Consider the following 15,155-nt stretch of genomic DNA (forward strand, 5'->3'; position numbering starts at 1 on the left):
AAGTACGGGTTTCGGTCAAAGCAAACCGGTCAGTCTGTCGCGCATCGAGGTGTAGTCGTGGCTTATTCTTCTCGCATCGGGTTGGCGATGTGACGCCAACTCAAAACCTGTGTACCCGAGGTGATCGATGCGTGTTCTGGTAACGGGTGGCGCTGGGTTTATCGGCTCCCATCTATGTGTGTTACTCCTCGGTCGAGGTGATCAGGTTATATGTGTGGACGACCTGTCGACCGGCAGCAGATCCAATGTCGAGTATTTGCTCGGAAATCCTTCCTTCGAATTCTATGAGGCCGATGTCAGCGCCGGACTCGACGTCGGGGGCGAGGTTTCCGCGGTTGTGCATCTGGCCAGCCCGGCCTCCCCACCCGACTATCACCGGCTGCCACTCGAGACGCTAGCGGTCGGAAGCCGTGGAACGGAGAACGCACTGCGGCTGGCGCACCGACACGGGGCTCGCTTCGTGTTGGCATCGACCAGTGAGGTCTACGGTGACCCACTGGTGCATCCGCAGCGTGAAGAGTATTGGGGCAACGTCAATCCGATCGGCCCACGTAGCGTGTACGACGAAGCCAAACGGTTCGCCGAGGCGATTACCGCGGCCTACCGACGGACGCTGGGCGTGGATACCGGTGTGATTCGGATCTTCAATACTTACGGTCCTCGGATGCGTCCGCATGATGGTCGCGTGGTGACGAGCTTTATCACGCAGGCTCTGAATGGTGACCCGCTGACCATCTACGGCGACGGGAGTCAAACCCGAAGCTTCTGCTACGTCGATGATCTCATCCGCGGCATCGTCGCCATGATCGACTCGTCCGAGCCGGGCCCGGTCAACCTGGGCAACCCGAATGAACGTACCGTGGCCGAACTCGCCGAGCTGGTCTCGGCGATCACCGGCGCCCGCTCGCCCATCGAGTACCACCCGCTGCCGACCGACGACCCGACTCGACGTCGCCCGGATATCACCAAGGCGCTCACGACCCTCGGCTGGTCACCGCGAGTCGATATCGAGGACGGTTTGCGCCGCACGGTGGAGTGGTTCCGGTCCAGGCCGGAGGAGGTGGCCGCGGCCGCCGCCGCCGTTGCCGGCGGGCAATGCGACAACCTGTTGCCGGAATACCAGGAACAGCTGTGAACCCACTCGGTCCTACACAGTCACAGACCCGGGCTCACCGGGACTCCGATGATCGAGACCGCACTGCGGCGATCCGACGACTGTCCGGCGGCAATGTCACCGAGATCTCTTCGCGTGGACCGATATTCGATCGTGGCACGAAACCGCAACGGACTTTCCATCCGAAGACCTTCGTGCCAGCGCTGCAGCTCCCGGAGCGCATCCTCGTCGCAGGCCTGACCATCGGTTGGCTCGCCGGTGTCCTGGCCTTCTGGTGGTGGTGGCTGCGGCCCGAAAACCGGGTGGGATGGATCGGGTTCCTCGTCGCCAGCACGGTACCGCTGTACCTGTCGTGGGAGCCGCTGTCCTATCTCGCCGCGGCGAACCGGCTGTGGCAAGTCGATCGGCGATTGCCGGTGCCCAAGCTTCGGGTTGCGTTTGTCGTCACCCGTGCACCGTCGGAACCATGGGACGTCGCGCGGACAACGCTGTCGTCGATGCTGGCGCAAGAGTTCCCGTACCCCTACGACGTGTGGCTGTGCGACGAGCAGCCGACCGCAGAGGTGGCCGATTGGTGTGCGGCGCACGGCGTCCAGGTTTCCAGTCGATTCGGTGTCGAGGAATACCACTGTGACGCCTGGCCCCGCCGCACTCGGGGCAAGGAGGGCAACCTCGCGTACTTCTACGATCGTGTCGGGTACGAGAATTATGACGTCGCAGTCCACGTCGACTGCGATCACGTGCCGGACTCGACCACGCTGGCCGAGATGGTCCGGCCGTTCGGCGATCCCGCCGTCGGTTATGTCGCGGCACCGAATAATTGCGATCGCAACGCGGCCAGTTCTTGGTCGGCTCGGGGACGGGTGCATCGCGAAGCGTACTTCCACGGTCCTGTTCAGCTGGGTCACAACCGTGGACTGGCGCCCATTCCCATCGGCTCTCTCTGGGCGCTCAGAACACAGTCCCTCGCTGAGATCGGTGGTATCGGTCCAGAGCTCCTGGAAGACTTCTCGACCGGTTTCCTGCTCGAATCAGCGGGTTGGCGCGGCGCCTTCGCCATTGCGGCCGGTACACACGGGAATGGGCCACTGACGTTTTCGGCGATGCTGGTCCAAGAATTTCAATGGACACGAAGCCTGACCATCCTGTTGTTGCGGGTGGTGCCGCTACATTTCGGCCGCCTCAGTTGGCGGTTGCGGTTGCGGTATCTGTACGCGATGCTTTTTCACTCCGCGTTGATCGTGGCCATCGGATGCGGCACAGCGGTCCTGGTGATCAGTGCCGTCACCGGGGTGGAGTGGTTCGCCGCCAACCCGGTTCTGGTGCTCCTGTACTGGGTGGCCAATTCGCTCTGGCTCGTCCTGGGCACTGCGGTGTTGCGGAGAGCCGGACTGCTCCGGCCGATCGATACACCGATCCTGAGCTGGGAGAACTGGCTGTATCGCCTGACCAGGTGGCCGTTCATCGCCCGGGGAGTGGGTGCGGCGGTCCGGCAACTGTTCCGGCCCGGCACGATCACGACCAAGGTGACTCCCAAAGAGGCAGGCGGGCTCGAGCCGCTTCCGTTCAAACTGATCGCACCTTATGCCGTGATCGGAATGACGTTGGCCGCTGCCGCGCTCATCGGCGAGTTGTCCGGCGCGACGGCAAGTTACGTCTTCCTTTCGCTATCGGGGGCGGTGGTCTTTATCGCGGTGACGTTCGCAGTATGTCTGCTACATGCCGCGGAAACCGTCAAGGCGGCTGGAGTGAGTTCTCGCCGTGCTATCGAGAACGTGGCTGACCCCGTTGTCGATAGCTGCACCCACGATTGCTCCCGCCACTGCGGCGATGGCCATGTTTGTGGTTCGGAAGTGAATGTAGAAAGGCAAGGAGACTCCTTATCGGATCGTGGATCGCCGCCCCGATGACGTGGCGCGCCTCATCGCCGACGTGAGCCGGGTCGAGCGGAAATGGGGTTGGCGAACCACCGAAATCTGGCCGCTATATGCAAATGACGCGTAACGGTTTCAACGGCTCAACCAACGGCTACGACGGGTTGTCCAACACCCCGATTTTCCATTCAGGAGAACGACATGCGGATTACTGTGATCGGAACAGGATATCTGGGAGCGGTCCATGCCGCCTGCATGGCCGACATCGGTCATGAAGTACTCGGTGTCGACCTCGATGCCGGCAAGATCGAAGTGCTTGCCGCGGGCCGAGCGCCATTCTTCGAACCCGGCCTTTCCGAGGTGCTGGAGCGCAACGTCAGCTCCGGCAAGCTGCGATTCACGACATCGCTGGTCGAAGCCGCCGAGTTCGGCGACGTCCATTTCGTTTGCGTCGGTACTCCGCAGGAGCGGGGCTCATACGCCGCGGACCTGCGGCATGTGCACGCCGTGATCGACGGGTTGGCGCCCCATCTGGACCGGGAGACCTTGATTGTCGGCAAGTCCACCGTGCCGGTCGGGACCGCGGCCGCGCTGGCGATCCGGGTGGCTCGGCTCGCACCCGCCGAGGTCGAGGTGGCCTGGAACCCGGAATTCCTTCGGGAAGGTTTCGCGGTGCAGGACACACTGAGGCCGGACCGACTGGTAGTCGGCGTCCAATCGGCTGAGGCCGACGCGATCCTGCGTTCGGTTTACGCGCCGATACTGGAACAGGGGATCCCGTACATCTCGACGGATCTGGCCACCGCGGAGTTGGTCAAGGTCTCGGCGAATGCCTTTCTGGCGACGAAGATTTCGTTCATCAATGCGATCGCCGATGTGTGTGAGGCAGCCGGTGCGGATGTGGTCACGCTCGCCGATGCGATCGGTCATGACGACCGCATCGGACGCCGATTCCTGTCCGCGGGACTCGGTTTCGGCGGTGGCTGCTTGCCGAAGGATATCCGTGCATTCACCGCCCGCGCCAAAGAGCTGGGCGTCGGTGAGTCATTGGGTTTCCTGAAAGAGGTCGACGAGATCAACATGCGGCGCCGGGAACACGTGGTCGAGGTGGCTCGGCAGCTGGTCGGTGGCTCGTTCCTCGGGTGCAACGTCGCGGTGCTGGGTGCTGCGTTCAAACCGGACAGCGACGATGTCCGGGATTCTCCGGCGCTCAACGTGGCGGCCGCGATCCAGCTGCGCGGCGGCCGGGTCCGAGTGCACGACCCCGAAGCACTCGACAACGCGCGCGCGGTGTTTCCTGGGCTCGACTACGCCCGCGAGGTGGCCAAGGCGTGTGAGCATGCCGACATCGTGCTCCATCTGACCGAGTGGAAGGAATACCGGGAACTGGATCCGGCGGAACTCGCCAAGACCGTAAGCCACCCACGCATTCTCGACGGGCGCAACGTGCTGTCGCTGGATTCCTGGCGCGCTGCCGGCTGGACGATCCGCGGACTCGGGCGGGCCGCCGCCTGAGTTGCCGCTGGCGAGGTTTCGTATCGGCGGCGTGCCCGTCGGTACGAAACCAGCGGCCGTTCTTCAGGATGCGGCTTCGGATCGGGGCTCCTCGTCTCGCACAAGCGCGCACGCATAATCCCTGAGCAGACGATGTAGCCGATAGTGATTCCTGCTCACGACGGTGATCAGATTCTCGTCGGCCAGACGGTCCATGAGCAGCTGAGTATGCGAGGGGGGGAGCCGCATCAGTGTGGCAACGTAGTCGGTGATGAAGCCGTCGCGGGCCAGCAGGCCGAGAAATCGAAACATCCGTTGCTCGTCCGCGCTGAGCGATCGATAGGACAGATCGAACGCCGACCGCAATCGCCTGCTTCCGGCGGCGAGTTCGTTGAGCAGCCCCCCGGTGTCCTCGAGTTGTTCGGCGAGATCCGCTACTGTCCACGTCGGACGGGATTGCAGGCGGTGTGCGGCAATCGCCAATGCCAGCGGGAGACGGCCGCACAGCTCCACCAAGCTGCGGGTGGCGTCCGGTTCGGCCTGCACCCGCTTCGCGCCGACCGCCAGTATCAACATCTCCTCCGCCTCGGCAGGTGTGAATGTCGACAGGAGCAGTGTTCTGGCGCCGTCCAATGCCAATGTTCGCCTGCTGGTGATCAGTACCAGACTGGTAGGACCGGCAGGCAAGAGCGGCAGCACTTGGTCTTCGAACCCGGCGTTGTCCAGAATTATCAAGGTGTTTTTGCCGTACAACCGATCCCGGTACATGGCCGCTCGCTCGGCCGAGCCGGGCGGGATCTGTTCGCTGGGCACTCCCAGCTGCCGAAGGAACGTTGCCAGGACCGACGAGGGGTCCGCGGGTGACTGAGCGGCATGCCCCTGTAGGTCCATGTATAGCTGGCCGTCACCGTAACGGCCTTCCCTCCGCAGCCGGTGCGCGGCATGCACTGCGAGCCGCGTCTTCCCGATGCCAGCCATCCCCTCGATCACGAAGACGGGTGCCGAGGTGTCGGCGTTGTCGGCGGAGGATCCGTTCAACAGTTGCTGAAGCTCCGCCTTTCGGCCGATGAAATCGGCGATATTCGGCGGCAATTGGTGATGCGCGCTTACCGGCGTGAACTCGGGCTGGCCTACTTCCTGCCGTAACACACGCTGATAGGCGGCAGTGAGTTCGGGCCTGGGATCGGCGCCGAGTTCCGATGCCAAGCGCCGCCGCAGGGTGTCGAAGACATTGAGCGCGGCAGCCTGTTGCCCACTACCCGCGAGCGCGATCATCAACGCCGCATGAATGGTTTCGTGCAGGGGATCGGCGTCGGCCACCTGCTGCAATAGCGGAAGTACTTCCTGGTACGACCCCAAATCCGCGGCAACGGAGGCATATTCGACCACAACCGCTCGGTATTCGCGGATGAGTGCCAACACGATCGGGTGCGTCTGCAACGCGACGATGCCGTCGAGCGGATCGCCGCGCCACAGCGCGATGGCTTCGGCGAACAGACCGCACGCCGCACTGAGGTCCCTGTCGTCGCGGGTCTGCCGCGCGCGGGTGACGAGCCGACGGAATACCAGCAGATCGTGCTGATACTCGGTCACGGAGAGCTGGTAGCCGCTGCGAGTCACCGGAATCGGCTGTGATCGGTAATCGTCGGCGATGCTCGGCTGCAGGCGCCGCCGAAGTCGGGAGACCCGCGACTGCAGCAGGTTCGATGTGCCGTAGGCCGGCCGCACATCCCAGAGCGCATCGAGCAATGCGCCGCGAGTCACGGAAACATTCGGTGTCAGCGCGAGCAATCCCAACAGTACGTGCTGGGCCTCCGACCCCGGATCGATCAGTCTGCCGTCGACCGATACTCGCAGTGATCCCAGTATCTCGACCCTCAGCCGGCCCGCTTGGCGGTGTTCATTGTTTGCCTGGCGTACCAGATCATCGAACTCGTAACGGGACAGCCCGAACGCATCGGCTAGCCTGCGCAGCGTGGAAGCGCGCGGGCGGACTACTCGGCCCTGTTCGATATCGCGCAGTCCGCCGACGCTCAACCCGGCGAGTTCCGCTGCGGCATGTTGATTGAGACCGGCACGCCGCCGGAAGTGTTGGATGCTGTCGGCGAGCTGGCCACCAGCAGTCAGCGACACATCGATCACCCTTCCAAGCACGACAGCGGCCGCCATATTTATAGATCAGAAGCCGCGTTGCTCGATCCGGTTCGTGGTGGTCCGGTCGGAGACACCATCAATGTCCGGTTCATTGTTGCACCGCAACCGGAAAGACGCTGATCTCGCGCCGGAAAAGTCGACGCGGGATCAGCACAGGGCATCGAGGCCGGGCTCAGTCGGGAGGCTCCGTTTTCGGGCATCATGGCCGAACCAGCTCGTAGGACGTGCTGCGGCCGCCGGAGCCCGACCGCTGTAGGGCGCCCAGGTCGACCACTTCGTTGATGTCCCGGAGTGCGGTGTCCTGCGAGCATTTCGTGATGACCGCCCACTCGCGGGTGGTGAGCTTGCCGCTGACCCCGTCCAGTAGACGGTTGAGCATGGTGATGTGGCGGGCGTTCACCGCGGTTTGTACCCAGTGGCGCCAGAACCGAGCCTTTGCCAGGACCGTGTCGATGGTGTCGTCGGCATCGGCAGTGGCGCGCTGCGGCGCGTCGAGGAACCAGAGAAGCCATTGGGTCACGTCGAGTGTGCCCTTTTGAGTGCGCCTCCACGCCGTCCGCGTGCCGGTCGGCCGGAACGACCGCGCCTATGTCCACGCCGAGGTGACGCGCGATGGAAGAACGGACCGATGCGGCGTCGAGCAGATCGCCTTCGATCTCGCTGGTCTTGACCACGTCCACGGTGAGGGCGGCCAGGCTGGCTTGCTCCTGGACCGTATCGTCGGTATCGGCGAGCCTGCCGAGGAGGTGTCCGTGTTGATGTGCGACTTCGGCTATCGAGCCGGGCGAGGCGGGCGGCGTCGTACCTCAGGTCAGGCCAGTCGGGGTCCTGCCAGATGTACCTGCGGTATCTGTCCGCCATGCGGTGGTCGTACCCCTTATTCGCCGCAGAATATGCGGTGAATAGGGGGTATGCCTCTAGCTCCGTGCAAATGATATCCTGCGGGAGTGTTCAGATCTCCTTGTAGATCGCCAACACGTTCTTCACAGCCTCCGTCACTGGCGGATCTTCGGACAGGCTGGTCCAGGTGTATACGTCGTGTTCGGTCAGCTTGACCGGTTCGGGATCGACCACGTCTACCGTGAAGTTGAACTGTCGGCTCTTCTTGCCGCTGCCTGATTGGTAGTCGAACTCGCCAAGGTAGTTTCGGATGCGCGCGATCTCCAGCCCGGTTTCTTCCTTCACCTCACGGACGAGCGCTTGATCGAGGGCTTCGCCCGAAGCGACCTTGCCGCTCGGCAGCTCCCAGATGCCGCCCATGAAATCGTCAGCGGGTCGTTGCAACAGCAGCACCTTGCCTTCGTGCGCAACCACGGCGCCGACGACGAGCTGTTGCACCTCATCGCGTACGGCCGCACTGGCCAGCTTCTCCGACAGCGTGGTTTCGATCATCAATCCCTATCCTTTCAACTCGGTGTCGTGCTCGGTGACTTTGCAGATGGCTTCGATGTAGCGATCGACAAGCGGCAGCTCTTCTGCTTGATGCCAGACAGGCAGTTTGAGCGTGGCGTAGTGAATCTCTTCAGCCCGCGGATAGTCGCCAGGCGCGTAGGTCAGTCTGCCGCTGAATGCCGGGAACAACGGGCCAGGATCCTGAAACAGTGGCAGGAGGTTGAGTGGGCAGGTCGAGCCGGGACGGTCGATCTCGGAGCAGCCTTCGGCCTGGATCGCCGCGTGGAAGCGTTCGACCGGCACATCATCGAAGGAATCCGTGTCGTAGTGCATGGCCAACCCGTACCAGGACGACCGAACGTCTGGTTCGGCCCACGGCACCGCGAGACCTGGCAGTCCATCCAGTTTTTCGGCAATGTATTCGGCGATACGCTGACGCCCATCGAGGTACTCGTCCAGACGCGAAAGCTGTTCCAGCGCAATGGCTGCAGCCAGCGGATGGATACGGTGTGATTGATTGTCAGTTCGCACAGGTAATGATGGTGCCGCCGCTATTTCGGAACTGGCCGTAGCGGCGGCTCGAGGTGGCAAAACGCTCCGGCTTTCCGATCAGGGACTCGAGCTGCGCCGCCATGACTCAACCTTGCGATGGACCTTTATTGGTTACCGACGTGCCGCTACTTCGCGACCGCTGCCTCCCGGGGCGAGGTCTCCCGAGGTCTACCGGCAGGCGGACGTCTTGGCTGTTTCCGCACCGGCGACCGCGGCCTCGGCCCGCCCGATTCCCTCGTTATTGAGATGGCTGCGAGCGTACTGCAGGTCCGCTTGTGCTCTGTTCAGGTTGGCGCGAGCTTCCTCACAGGTCATTGTGGCCGCGGCGGTCCCGCTCGCGGACACACCGATAGCGGCGAGGAGGGCGACCGCGCCGAGAACCGCGCCGATCCTGGACTTCGTCATTGTGGATCCCCTGTCGTCGGTATCTGCCGCTCCTGGTTAGCATCGGTGAAAGATGCCTTCTCACAGTACCTTTGCCGACCGAACCCACGGATCAGATTTGCTCGTTCCGCATGACGATTCGTGCTGACGGAACACCGCGGTCGGCCCGGAGCGAATGGATGTCTCCTCATGGGTTGGCGCGGACGCCGAAGATCTCGTTCATCGATTCCGTTGTCAGGACACCGGATTCGTGAATGCGGACGTGATCGCTGACAAGGTAGCGGGAGTAGATGTCGATCATCGGGTAGGCGTCGAAATATTGGCCCTTCGCCGGGCCGGGATGCCTGTCCCATGGTGTGTGGACGTGGTGTGTGACGGGCTGACGGCCGGCCCTGAAATCCCGCGAGTTGCCGGCCTGGTTGCCCATGTTCTGCGTTTCCTGAGGGCTCGAACCAGGGCAACGGTTTGACCTGCATATATCGGTTTTTGTTGGTGATCCGAGAGCGATGCGCAGGTCAGGAAAACCTGCTGACCTGTGGAAACAACGTCACAGCTAGGTGCCCTCGGCGGGGCTCCATGCACATGAGAACCGTGCCGACCAGCATCTTCTTACTGGCCGGTTGGTGGTTGAAGCCGAATTCGCCCTGAATCGAGGCAAGCAGTAGAGGGCGCCGTCTCGATCTCCCCACCCTGCCGCTCGAACATTCGTCGCGCTCGGTTGCCTGCCAACCGCCCAGTCGGCGATGTTCAAGCCGACCTGGCGGCAGCAGATTATTTCATTCCCTTGCCGATTTCCTCGCTGATGGAGTCCTGATAGATTTCGGCGTAGGTTTTTGAGTCTTTTACCAGGTCGTCGCAGAAAGCTGCGACGTCATTGCCGATGAGTTCGATGACTCCTTTGCCGGAGGCGACCCCTTCTTCGAAGAAGTCGAGCATGCCCGAGAGCAAGGTCCCGTCGACCAGATCGACCGGCCCGATCTTGAAAAGGTATTTTTGAATCTCCTTGTAGACGATCTGGTAGTCGGATGGGAGTGCCTTGACCCGCGCCATGTGCGCCCGCCACTCCTTCTTGCCTTCGATGATGTCGCGGATGCCCACGTTATCCTCCTAGCCGGTCCAGTTTGTTTGCCACGTTCTTGTTCAGCTGCTCGCGCCACTTGTCGCGATAGTCCTTGCATCCTTCTTCGCCGGCGATCGCCGCGCAGAAGCCCTTGATGTCATTGCCGAGTGCCTCTTGGACACTCGAGCCATCCGACGCTGTTTCCTCGAGCAGCCCCAAGGCGCCATCGAGGATCGGCATCAGGTTGCGGCCGGTGAGGCCCGAGTAGGGGGAGAGGCGGATCTTGATCTCTTCCCACGCTGCTTGATACTCGGTCGGGAGGGCCTTGGCTCGAGCTTCCAAGGCTTTGTATTCCCTGGTGAGATCGCTGCCTGTGATTGTCTCCCAGAAGTTCATTTCTCACTTCCCTTGAGCTCGTTGATACGTGATGACACGTATTCCCATTTCGTCCAGAAGGACGCGAGTTCTTTGCGTCCAGTGTCGTTGAGCGCGTAGAACTTTCGCGGCGGGCCGACTTCGGAACGTCGTTTCGAAACATCGACCAGGCCGTTCTTCTCCAAGCGCAGCAGGATGGCGTAGACCGTCCCCTCGATGACGTCGCCGAAGCCGAGTTCATTCAGTCTGCGCGTGATGGCGTAGCCGTAGGTCTCCTCGGTGTCGATGATCTCGAGGACGCAGCCTTCGAGCGTGCCTTTCAGCATCTCCGTCAAGTTGTCCGTGGCAGCCTCCTTTGAATGAAGCGCACTATTCAGTGTCGCTGACTACCACTAGACTGTATCACAGAGTAGAACGTGGTCACCCTGCTCCGTGCCGCGTTCCGGGAAGCTTGCGTGACCGCTACTCGGTGATGCTATCTACTGGTAGTCGGCGACACTGAGTAGGGGGAGGCATGGTCGACGTAGCGAACGTTCTGTCGGAAAGGGGACTGCCGCGCAAATCGCCTCCCAACCTTCGGGGCGGTTTCACGATCGATGAGGCAGGGGCGTTCGCCGGCGTCACGACAGCGACAGTGCGGCTCTACCACCAGTACGGCCTGGTCGAGGAGCCCGAGGCCGACAGTTCGGGCTGTCGCCGATACCGTTCCGCAGAGCTGCTGCGGTTGGTGCAGGTCCGGACCCTGGCGGGGGCGGGCATACCGCTGGTCGAAATCGGGGATCTGCTCGAATACCTCTCTCACTTCGAGCGCGTCCTCGACGGCAGTCGGTAATTCACAGCGGCGCCGAGCGGGCAATCGGTCGCGCGATGGCGCAGGATCTGCTCGGTTATCTTGCCGAGAATCTCGAGGATGCCCGTGAATTCCGGGTCGAGGCTTTCCATGCGGCGTCCGAAACGGGCACGCACCGCCTCGGCGCACGCAGTTCGCTGCGGCGATGTGGGAAGGGGCGCAGGCGAATTGGCGCGAGTTGGCCGCTTCGACGCTGGCTCGCTGAACCTCTGACATGCCTGACCGGGTGAAACGTCATAACAGCGGTCATGACAGCGCAGTATCAGGGTCGTGTCAGGCCAGGCGCTGATAGTGATTGGCATGACGAAGAACAGCACATCCTCGACCAACTCGACCTGGACCGGCATGGTGTCGGTGGATGACACGGCACTGGCCGTGACCGACACCGGCGGACCCGGCATTCCCGTTGTCTACCTGAATGGGGCATACGCAGACCAGAAGCACTGGCGGCCGACGATCGCCGATCTCGGCAGCGGCTACCGGCACATCAGCTACGACACGCGGGCCCGCGGCAAGTCCAAGCAGTCGGCGGACTACTCCTTCGAAGCGTGCCTGCGTGATCTCGATGCAGTCCTGGCGGCCCGCGGGGTGGACCGGCCGCTGCTCGTGGGCTGGTCCTACGGCGGAATCCTGGCCTGGAACTGGGCCGACCGGAATCCCGACCGCGCCTTGGGATCGGTGATCGTGGACGCCTTTCCGTATGGCTTGACCGGCGAAGAGGGCCGGGACCGCATCCGTCAGCAGTTCCACAAGATGCGGTTTCTGCTGCCGTTGGCCCGACCGCTGGGCCTGGCCGGGCGGATGAGTGCCGCCCAGCATGCCGAGGTCGGCATCGACGCCAACGAGTACGCCGCCGCCGGCGATCCGGTCCTCAGCCGCCTGGCCTGTCCGACGCGATTCGTCGTGGCCACGGGTAACAGCCTCGGGAGCGAGGACGGAGAGATGGAACGGGTGCGCACCTCCCTCGACCCGGCCCTCGCCCACAACCCGAACGTCAAGGTGAGTGCGAAGGTCGCGAGCAACCACTCCCACATCGTGCGCAAAGACTTCCGCGCCATCGCTCAGGCTGTCCGCGAGACCTTGGCGGCCCAGCCTCAGGCTCCAGCGGATTCGTCCGGCGAATAACCGGGCCCACGGCCCGCAATTCGGCCTGGCCCCGTCATGGCCTGGATGGCACACAAGATCACCGCGGCCCCGACGGCGTCCGGGGTTCCAGCTCTCTGGATAAGGAATCGCAGCATGATAAGCACGACAAACGGGACATCCGGTGCGAGACGCACCTGGCGCCGGACGGTGTTGAAAGGCGCGCTGGGTGTCGGCGCACTCGCCGGTTGCGGCAACGACTCCCGCGGTGGCGTCGAGGATGGCGTGGCGGAAGGCCAGGGCAAGGAACGCGAGCGTCGAGCAGGGCCACAGTCGTCCGATCCTGCCTCGGCTGAGGGGAGTTCTGTCATGCGTGCCTTCGAAGACGCTCGTCCGAACCGATTCGTCCAGCGGTTGCTGGGTGATCGTCATTCGCTGCCGCTGTCCATCGTGTTGCATTTGGTCCCCGGTGTACTGATTGTCGCCGCCTACCTGCTCATCGGTGAACCAGTTGTCGAGGCCATCGGCTATCCGTCCCTATTGGGCTGGGCGATCGCCTTGTGCCTGGTGCTGATACCGATCCTGTCAGGGCTGCTGTGGTTGGGTCGCAGGCACAATGGCCGCTTCTCGCTGCGTGGCGTGCTGCACTACACCGGTCGGCCGCTTTCGCGCGGGAAGCTGGCGGCGATGGTCATCCCCCTCATCGTGTGGATGATGGTGCTGAGCTTCGCGACTGCCCCGTTGAATACCTTCTTCCTCGAGAACTTCTTCACCCGGGTGCCGTACAACGACGATGCCGGCAGCGCCACTAAGTTCCTCGACGGCTACTCGTACTCGGTCATGCTCACCACGATGTTGGTCTGCCTGCCCCTGACCGGAATCTCCCTGCCGCTCATCGAGGAGCTGTACTTCCGCGGTTTCCTGCTGCCCCGCATCGCCCACCTTCGTGGCTGGGCCCCTGTGGTCAGTGCGGTCCTGTTCTCGCTGTACCACTTCTGGTCGCCCTGGGTGTTCGTGTCGCGGGTGATCTTCATGTTCCCGGGATTCTGGTTCGCCTGGCGGGAGAAGGACATCCGGCTCTCGATCGGGATGCACGTCGGGGTGACCTCGATCATGGCGACGCTGGGCACCATCGCTGTCGCGCTGAACCTCATCTGAGGGATCTGGATGCCGAAACCAGGACCGCGGGGTGGCCGGGCATCCATGTGGACTGGACGTGGACCAGGGGCGTGGCGGCGAACTGCTCCACCATCTGCACAATGGCGCGACCGCATGTCACAGTGGATCCCGGCGGTTGTTCATAGGCCAAGGACAATCTGCCGCCGGGCCTCAGCCGAGTGGCCAGATCTTTGATGACAGTTGCGCCGTCGTCCCAGTACTGCCAGACATTGATGCCGTAAATCAGGTCGAAGTCCCGTAATTCGGGATCGAGATCGGCGGCGTCTGCGTGCCTCAGGTCCAGCAGCCCGGTCGAGACGAAAGTTCGGGTGCGGCGCGTGGCCTGGCGCAACATGACCGGTGACAGATCCACGCCTACCACGCGGCCGTCCGGCGCCAGCCTGCACAGCTCGGCGAGTGTGACACCGGGGCCATAACCGAGTTCGAGTACATGCGCATCCGGCGCGGGCTCGAGTTTGCCCATTGCCCACTTGCCACGGCTGGTGTAGTCACGTCGGTGCGCCATGACCACGCCGGCGACCGCGCCGCGAATGCCACGCGGGTGCGCGAAGTGAACGGCACAATTCTTGCTGAGAGTCACTGTCGCGCTCCTGGATCATGGCGTGGGCACACAACTCGCGCGGACCGCTTGCCTCTTCTGCCGGTCCCTGGCTCACACCATCGCTCGAACACTCCTGGCTCGAATGCACTGTGGCTCTTGACGTCTTCGCTACCCAGCAAGGCGATACTGGGTGAGGAGCTGTGGCTGGACGAGCGGCCACGAGACGCGGCAATGGCCGTCAATGCGCCCGGCGCCGTGGCGGGAATCACGGCGGTGGTTGCCGCGTGGAATCGACGCCCGGCGCAAGCGGTGACGGCAACCGCGATCCAGATGCTTCTGCAGCTCGGTTATTGGCGTCAGATGGTCACCTACTACGAGCGGGGTCGCTCAGCGGGCGCACGCCGAAGGTCGGCGGATTCTGCGGTCGTGCGGTCGTGAGGTGTTTGATCGCGGTCGATACCGCGCCCGGAACTGATCGACAACTCCGCGCACAGGTCGGCGGAGGTCATGGTGTCCTGCTCGGTGTAGAGCAGCGCCGTCAGCACCCGCGCGGTCGAGCGTTGCATCCCGCCGCCCGCCGCCCGCCGCCCGCTGACAGGGTCAGGGCCAGCTTCTCCGCGGCTTCTCGCAATCGTTGGTTGGTTCCCACCTGCTTGAAGTCCTCGGGATCGCGTTCCGGATCGGGGTGCTCACCTACATCGCCGGCAACCTCGCCGGTGTGATCGGTGCCGACTGGCTGAAATATCTCTCACCATTCCACTACTACATCGGTGGCGAACCCCTGCGCCACGGGATCCAATGGGCCGACGCCGCAATCCTTCTCGCAGCCAGCGCCGTGCTGGTTGGTGCCGGATTCCTGCGCTTCAACCAGCGCGATCTGCGCTCCTGACCGACAGTGCCCGCGCGGTCACCTAACCGGCTGCGCGGGCGGCTAACGCGGCTCTGTGTCCTGTGAGCTTGTTTCGGGTTTTGGGTGGAAGGCCTCGCGGTTCTGTGCCGCGTCAGCTGGCCTGCGGGTTCGGACACGTCGGAACGCTCGGTAAGTAGCCGATTTCCGCGTGTTTCGCGATGTCCGAATATGCCGAGTTGCGCGATCAGGACGG

Annotated in this window: 18 protein-coding genes and 1 pseudogene; 8 read left to right on the forward strand and 11 right to left on the reverse strand. The window is 63.2% G+C overall.

The genetic code is table 11. From position 1 onward, the window contains the following. Positions 1-127: 127 nt before the first annotated feature. From OHB12_RS28480 to OHB12_RS28490, 3 genes are all read left to right on the forward strand, one after another. The gene (locus OHB12_RS28480; RefSeq protein WP_327112394.1) at positions 128-1,135 is read left to right on the forward strand and encodes a UDP-glucuronic acid decarboxylase family protein; all 1,008 of its coding nucleotides are present in this window, start codon (positions 128-130) and stop codon (positions 1,133-1,135) included. A 173-nt stretch (positions 1,136-1,308) separates the two neighbouring features. Next, positions 1,309-3,024 (forward strand): glycosyltransferase family 2 protein, encoded by a 1,716-nt coding sequence (locus OHB12_RS28485; protein WP_327112396.1) that lies wholly within the window; start codon positions 1,309-1,311, stop codon positions 3,022-3,024. Positions 3,025-3,189: 165 nt separating this feature from the next. Further along, positions 3,190-4,503: a UDP-glucose dehydrogenase family protein gene (locus tag OHB12_RS28490; protein WP_327112398.1), complete on the forward strand. Its 1,314-nt coding sequence runs from the start codon at positions 3,190-3,192 to the stop codon at positions 4,501-4,503. A gap of 63 nt (positions 4,504-4,566) precedes the next feature. Here the strand turns inward: OHB12_RS28490 and OHB12_RS28495 are convergent, their stop codons facing one another. The 10 genes and pseudogenes from OHB12_RS28495 to OHB12_RS28535 all read right to left on the reverse strand — a co-directional run bounded on the left by OHB12_RS28495 (position 4,567) and on the right by OHB12_RS28535 (position 10,725). Next, positions 4,567-6,615: a BTAD domain-containing putative transcriptional regulator gene (locus OHB12_RS28495; protein ID WP_327112400.1), complete on the reverse strand. Its 2,049-nt coding sequence runs from the start codon at positions 6,613-6,615 to the stop codon at positions 4,567-4,569. Positions 6,616-6,835: 220 nt separating this feature from the next. Beyond that, positions 6,836-7,156 (reverse strand): hypothetical protein, encoded by a 321-nt coding sequence (locus OHB12_RS28500; RefSeq protein ID WP_327112402.1) that lies wholly within the window; start codon positions 7,154-7,156, stop codon positions 6,836-6,838. Between the two features lie 133 nt (positions 7,157-7,289). Next, positions 7,290-7,412: pseudogene (locus OHB12_RS36475) on the reverse strand (DUF4172 domain-containing protein); the annotation flags it as partial. A 175-nt stretch (positions 7,413-7,587) separates the two neighbouring features. Next, positions 7,588-8,028 (reverse strand): NUDIX hydrolase, encoded by a 441-nt coding sequence (locus OHB12_RS28505; protein ID WP_327112404.1) that lies wholly within the window; start codon positions 8,026-8,028, stop codon positions 7,588-7,590. A 6-nt stretch (positions 8,029-8,034) separates the two neighbouring features. Continuing rightward, the gene (locus tag OHB12_RS28510) at positions 8,035-8,619 is read right to left on the reverse strand and encodes a DegT/DnrJ/EryC1/StrS family aminotransferase (RefSeq protein WP_327112406.1); all 585 of its coding nucleotides are present in this window, start codon (positions 8,617-8,619) and stop codon (positions 8,035-8,037) included. A gap of 129 nt (positions 8,620-8,748) precedes the next feature. Then, on the reverse strand, positions 8,749-8,985 hold the full coding sequence (locus OHB12_RS28515; RefSeq protein ID WP_327112408.1) for a hypothetical protein: 237 nt from the start codon (positions 8,983-8,985) through the stop codon (positions 8,749-8,751). A gap of 166 nt (positions 8,986-9,151) precedes the next feature. Next, on the reverse strand, positions 9,152-9,391 hold the full coding sequence (locus tag OHB12_RS28520) for a hypothetical protein (protein WP_327121802.1): 240 nt from the start codon (positions 9,389-9,391) through the stop codon (positions 9,152-9,154). Positions 9,392-9,735: 344 nt separating this feature from the next. Beyond that, positions 9,736-10,062 carry a DUF1048 domain-containing protein gene (locus OHB12_RS28525; protein ID WP_327112410.1) on the reverse strand — a complete coding sequence of 109 codons (327 nt, stop codon included), beginning with the start codon at positions 10,060-10,062 and terminating at the stop codon, positions 9,736-9,738. Position 10,063: 1 nt separating this feature from the next. After that, on the reverse strand, positions 10,064-10,420 hold the full coding sequence (locus OHB12_RS28530) for a DUF1048 domain-containing protein (protein ID WP_327112412.1): 357 nt from the start codon (positions 10,418-10,420) through the stop codon (positions 10,064-10,066). Beyond that, complete coding sequence (locus OHB12_RS28535) at positions 10,417-10,725, reverse strand: PadR family transcriptional regulator (protein WP_327121573.1); 309 nt, start codon at positions 10,723-10,725, stop codon at positions 10,417-10,419. Before OHB12_RS28535 ends, OHB12_RS28530 begins: the two co-directional genes overlap by 4 nt. A 188-nt stretch (positions 10,726-10,913) precedes the next feature. Between OHB12_RS28535 and OHB12_RS28540 the strand changes: the two genes are divergently transcribed. From OHB12_RS28540 to OHB12_RS28550, 3 genes are all read left to right on the forward strand, one after another. Further along, complete coding sequence (locus OHB12_RS28540; protein ID WP_327112414.1) at positions 10,914-11,231, forward strand: MerR family transcriptional regulator; 318 nt, start codon at positions 10,914-10,916, stop codon at positions 11,229-11,231. Positions 11,232-11,549: 318 nt separating this feature from the next. Continuing rightward, the gene (locus OHB12_RS28545) at positions 11,550-12,374 is read left to right on the forward strand and encodes an alpha/beta fold hydrolase (RefSeq protein ID WP_327112416.1); all 825 of its coding nucleotides are present in this window, start codon (positions 11,550-11,552) and stop codon (positions 12,372-12,374) included. 114 nt (positions 12,375-12,488) lie between these two features. Continuing rightward, complete coding sequence (locus OHB12_RS28550; protein WP_327112418.1) at positions 12,489-13,490, forward strand: CPBP family intramembrane glutamic endopeptidase; 1,002 nt, start codon at positions 12,489-12,491, stop codon at positions 13,488-13,490. Here the strand turns inward: OHB12_RS28550 and OHB12_RS28555 are convergent. Next, entirely contained in the window at positions 13,483-14,091 is a 609-nt protein-coding gene (locus OHB12_RS28555) for a class I SAM-dependent methyltransferase (RefSeq protein ID WP_327112420.1), read from the reverse strand. The two genes, OHB12_RS28550 and OHB12_RS28555, sit on opposite strands and share 8 nt — an antisense overlap. Before the next feature lie 117 nt (positions 14,092-14,208). On the opposite strand from OHB12_RS28555, the gene OHB12_RS28560 reads away from it, so the two are divergent. Both OHB12_RS28560 and OHB12_RS28570 read left to right on the forward strand, forming a co-directional pair. After that, positions 14,209-14,490, forward strand: a complete 282-nt coding sequence (locus OHB12_RS28560) for a hypothetical protein (protein WP_327121804.1) — start codon at positions 14,209-14,211, stop codon at positions 14,488-14,490. A gap of 247 nt (positions 14,491-14,737) precedes the next feature. Further along, the gene (locus tag OHB12_RS28570) at positions 14,738-14,941 is read left to right on the forward strand and encodes a hypothetical protein (protein WP_327112422.1); all 204 of its coding nucleotides are present in this window, start codon (positions 14,738-14,740) and stop codon (positions 14,939-14,941) included. Positions 14,942-15,155: the final 214 nt, after the last annotated feature.

Source organism: Nocardia sp. NBC_01730, assembly GCF_035920445.1.
GTDB lineage: Bacteria > Actinomycetota > Actinomycetes > Mycobacteriales > Mycobacteriaceae > Nocardia.

Excerpts from the sequence above, each read along its gene's own strand:
- OHB12_RS28480 (WP_327112394.1), top strand. The coding sequence starts at position 128 with ATGCGTGTTCTGGTAACGGGTGGCGCTGGGTTTATCGGCTCCCATCTA.
- OHB12_RS28540 (WP_327112414.1), top strand. The coding sequence starts at position 10,914 with ATGGTCGACGTAGCGAACGTTCTGTCGGAAAGGGGACTGCCGCGCAAA.
- OHB12_RS28520 (WP_327121802.1), bottom strand. The coding sequence starts at position 9,391 with ATGGGCAACCAGGCCGGCAACTCGCGGGATTTCAGGGCCGGCCGTCAG.
- OHB12_RS28490 (WP_327112398.1), top strand. The coding sequence starts at position 3,190 with ATGCGGATTACTGTGATCGGAACAGGATATCTGGGAGCGGTCCATGCC.
- OHB12_RS28535 (WP_327121573.1), bottom strand. The coding sequence starts at position 10,725 with ATGCTGAAAGGCACGCTCGAAGGCTGCGTCCTCGAGATCATCGACACC.
- OHB12_RS28505 (WP_327112404.1), bottom strand. The coding sequence starts at position 8,028 with ATGATCGAAACCACGCTGTCGGAGAAGCTGGCCAGTGCGGCCGTACGC.
- OHB12_RS28530 (WP_327112412.1), bottom strand. The coding sequence starts at position 10,420 with ATGAACTTCTGGGAGACAATCACAGGCAGCGATCTCACCAGGGAATAC.
- OHB12_RS28515 (WP_327112408.1), bottom strand. The coding sequence starts at position 8,985 with ATGACGAAGTCCAGGATCGGCGCGGTTCTCGGCGCGGTCGCCCTCCTC.
- OHB12_RS28545 (WP_327112416.1), top strand. The coding sequence starts at position 11,550 with ATGACGAAGAACAGCACATCCTCGACCAACTCGACCTGGACCGGCATG.
- OHB12_RS28550 (WP_327112418.1), top strand. The coding sequence starts at position 12,489 with ATGATAAGCACGACAAACGGGACATCCGGTGCGAGACGCACCTGGCGC.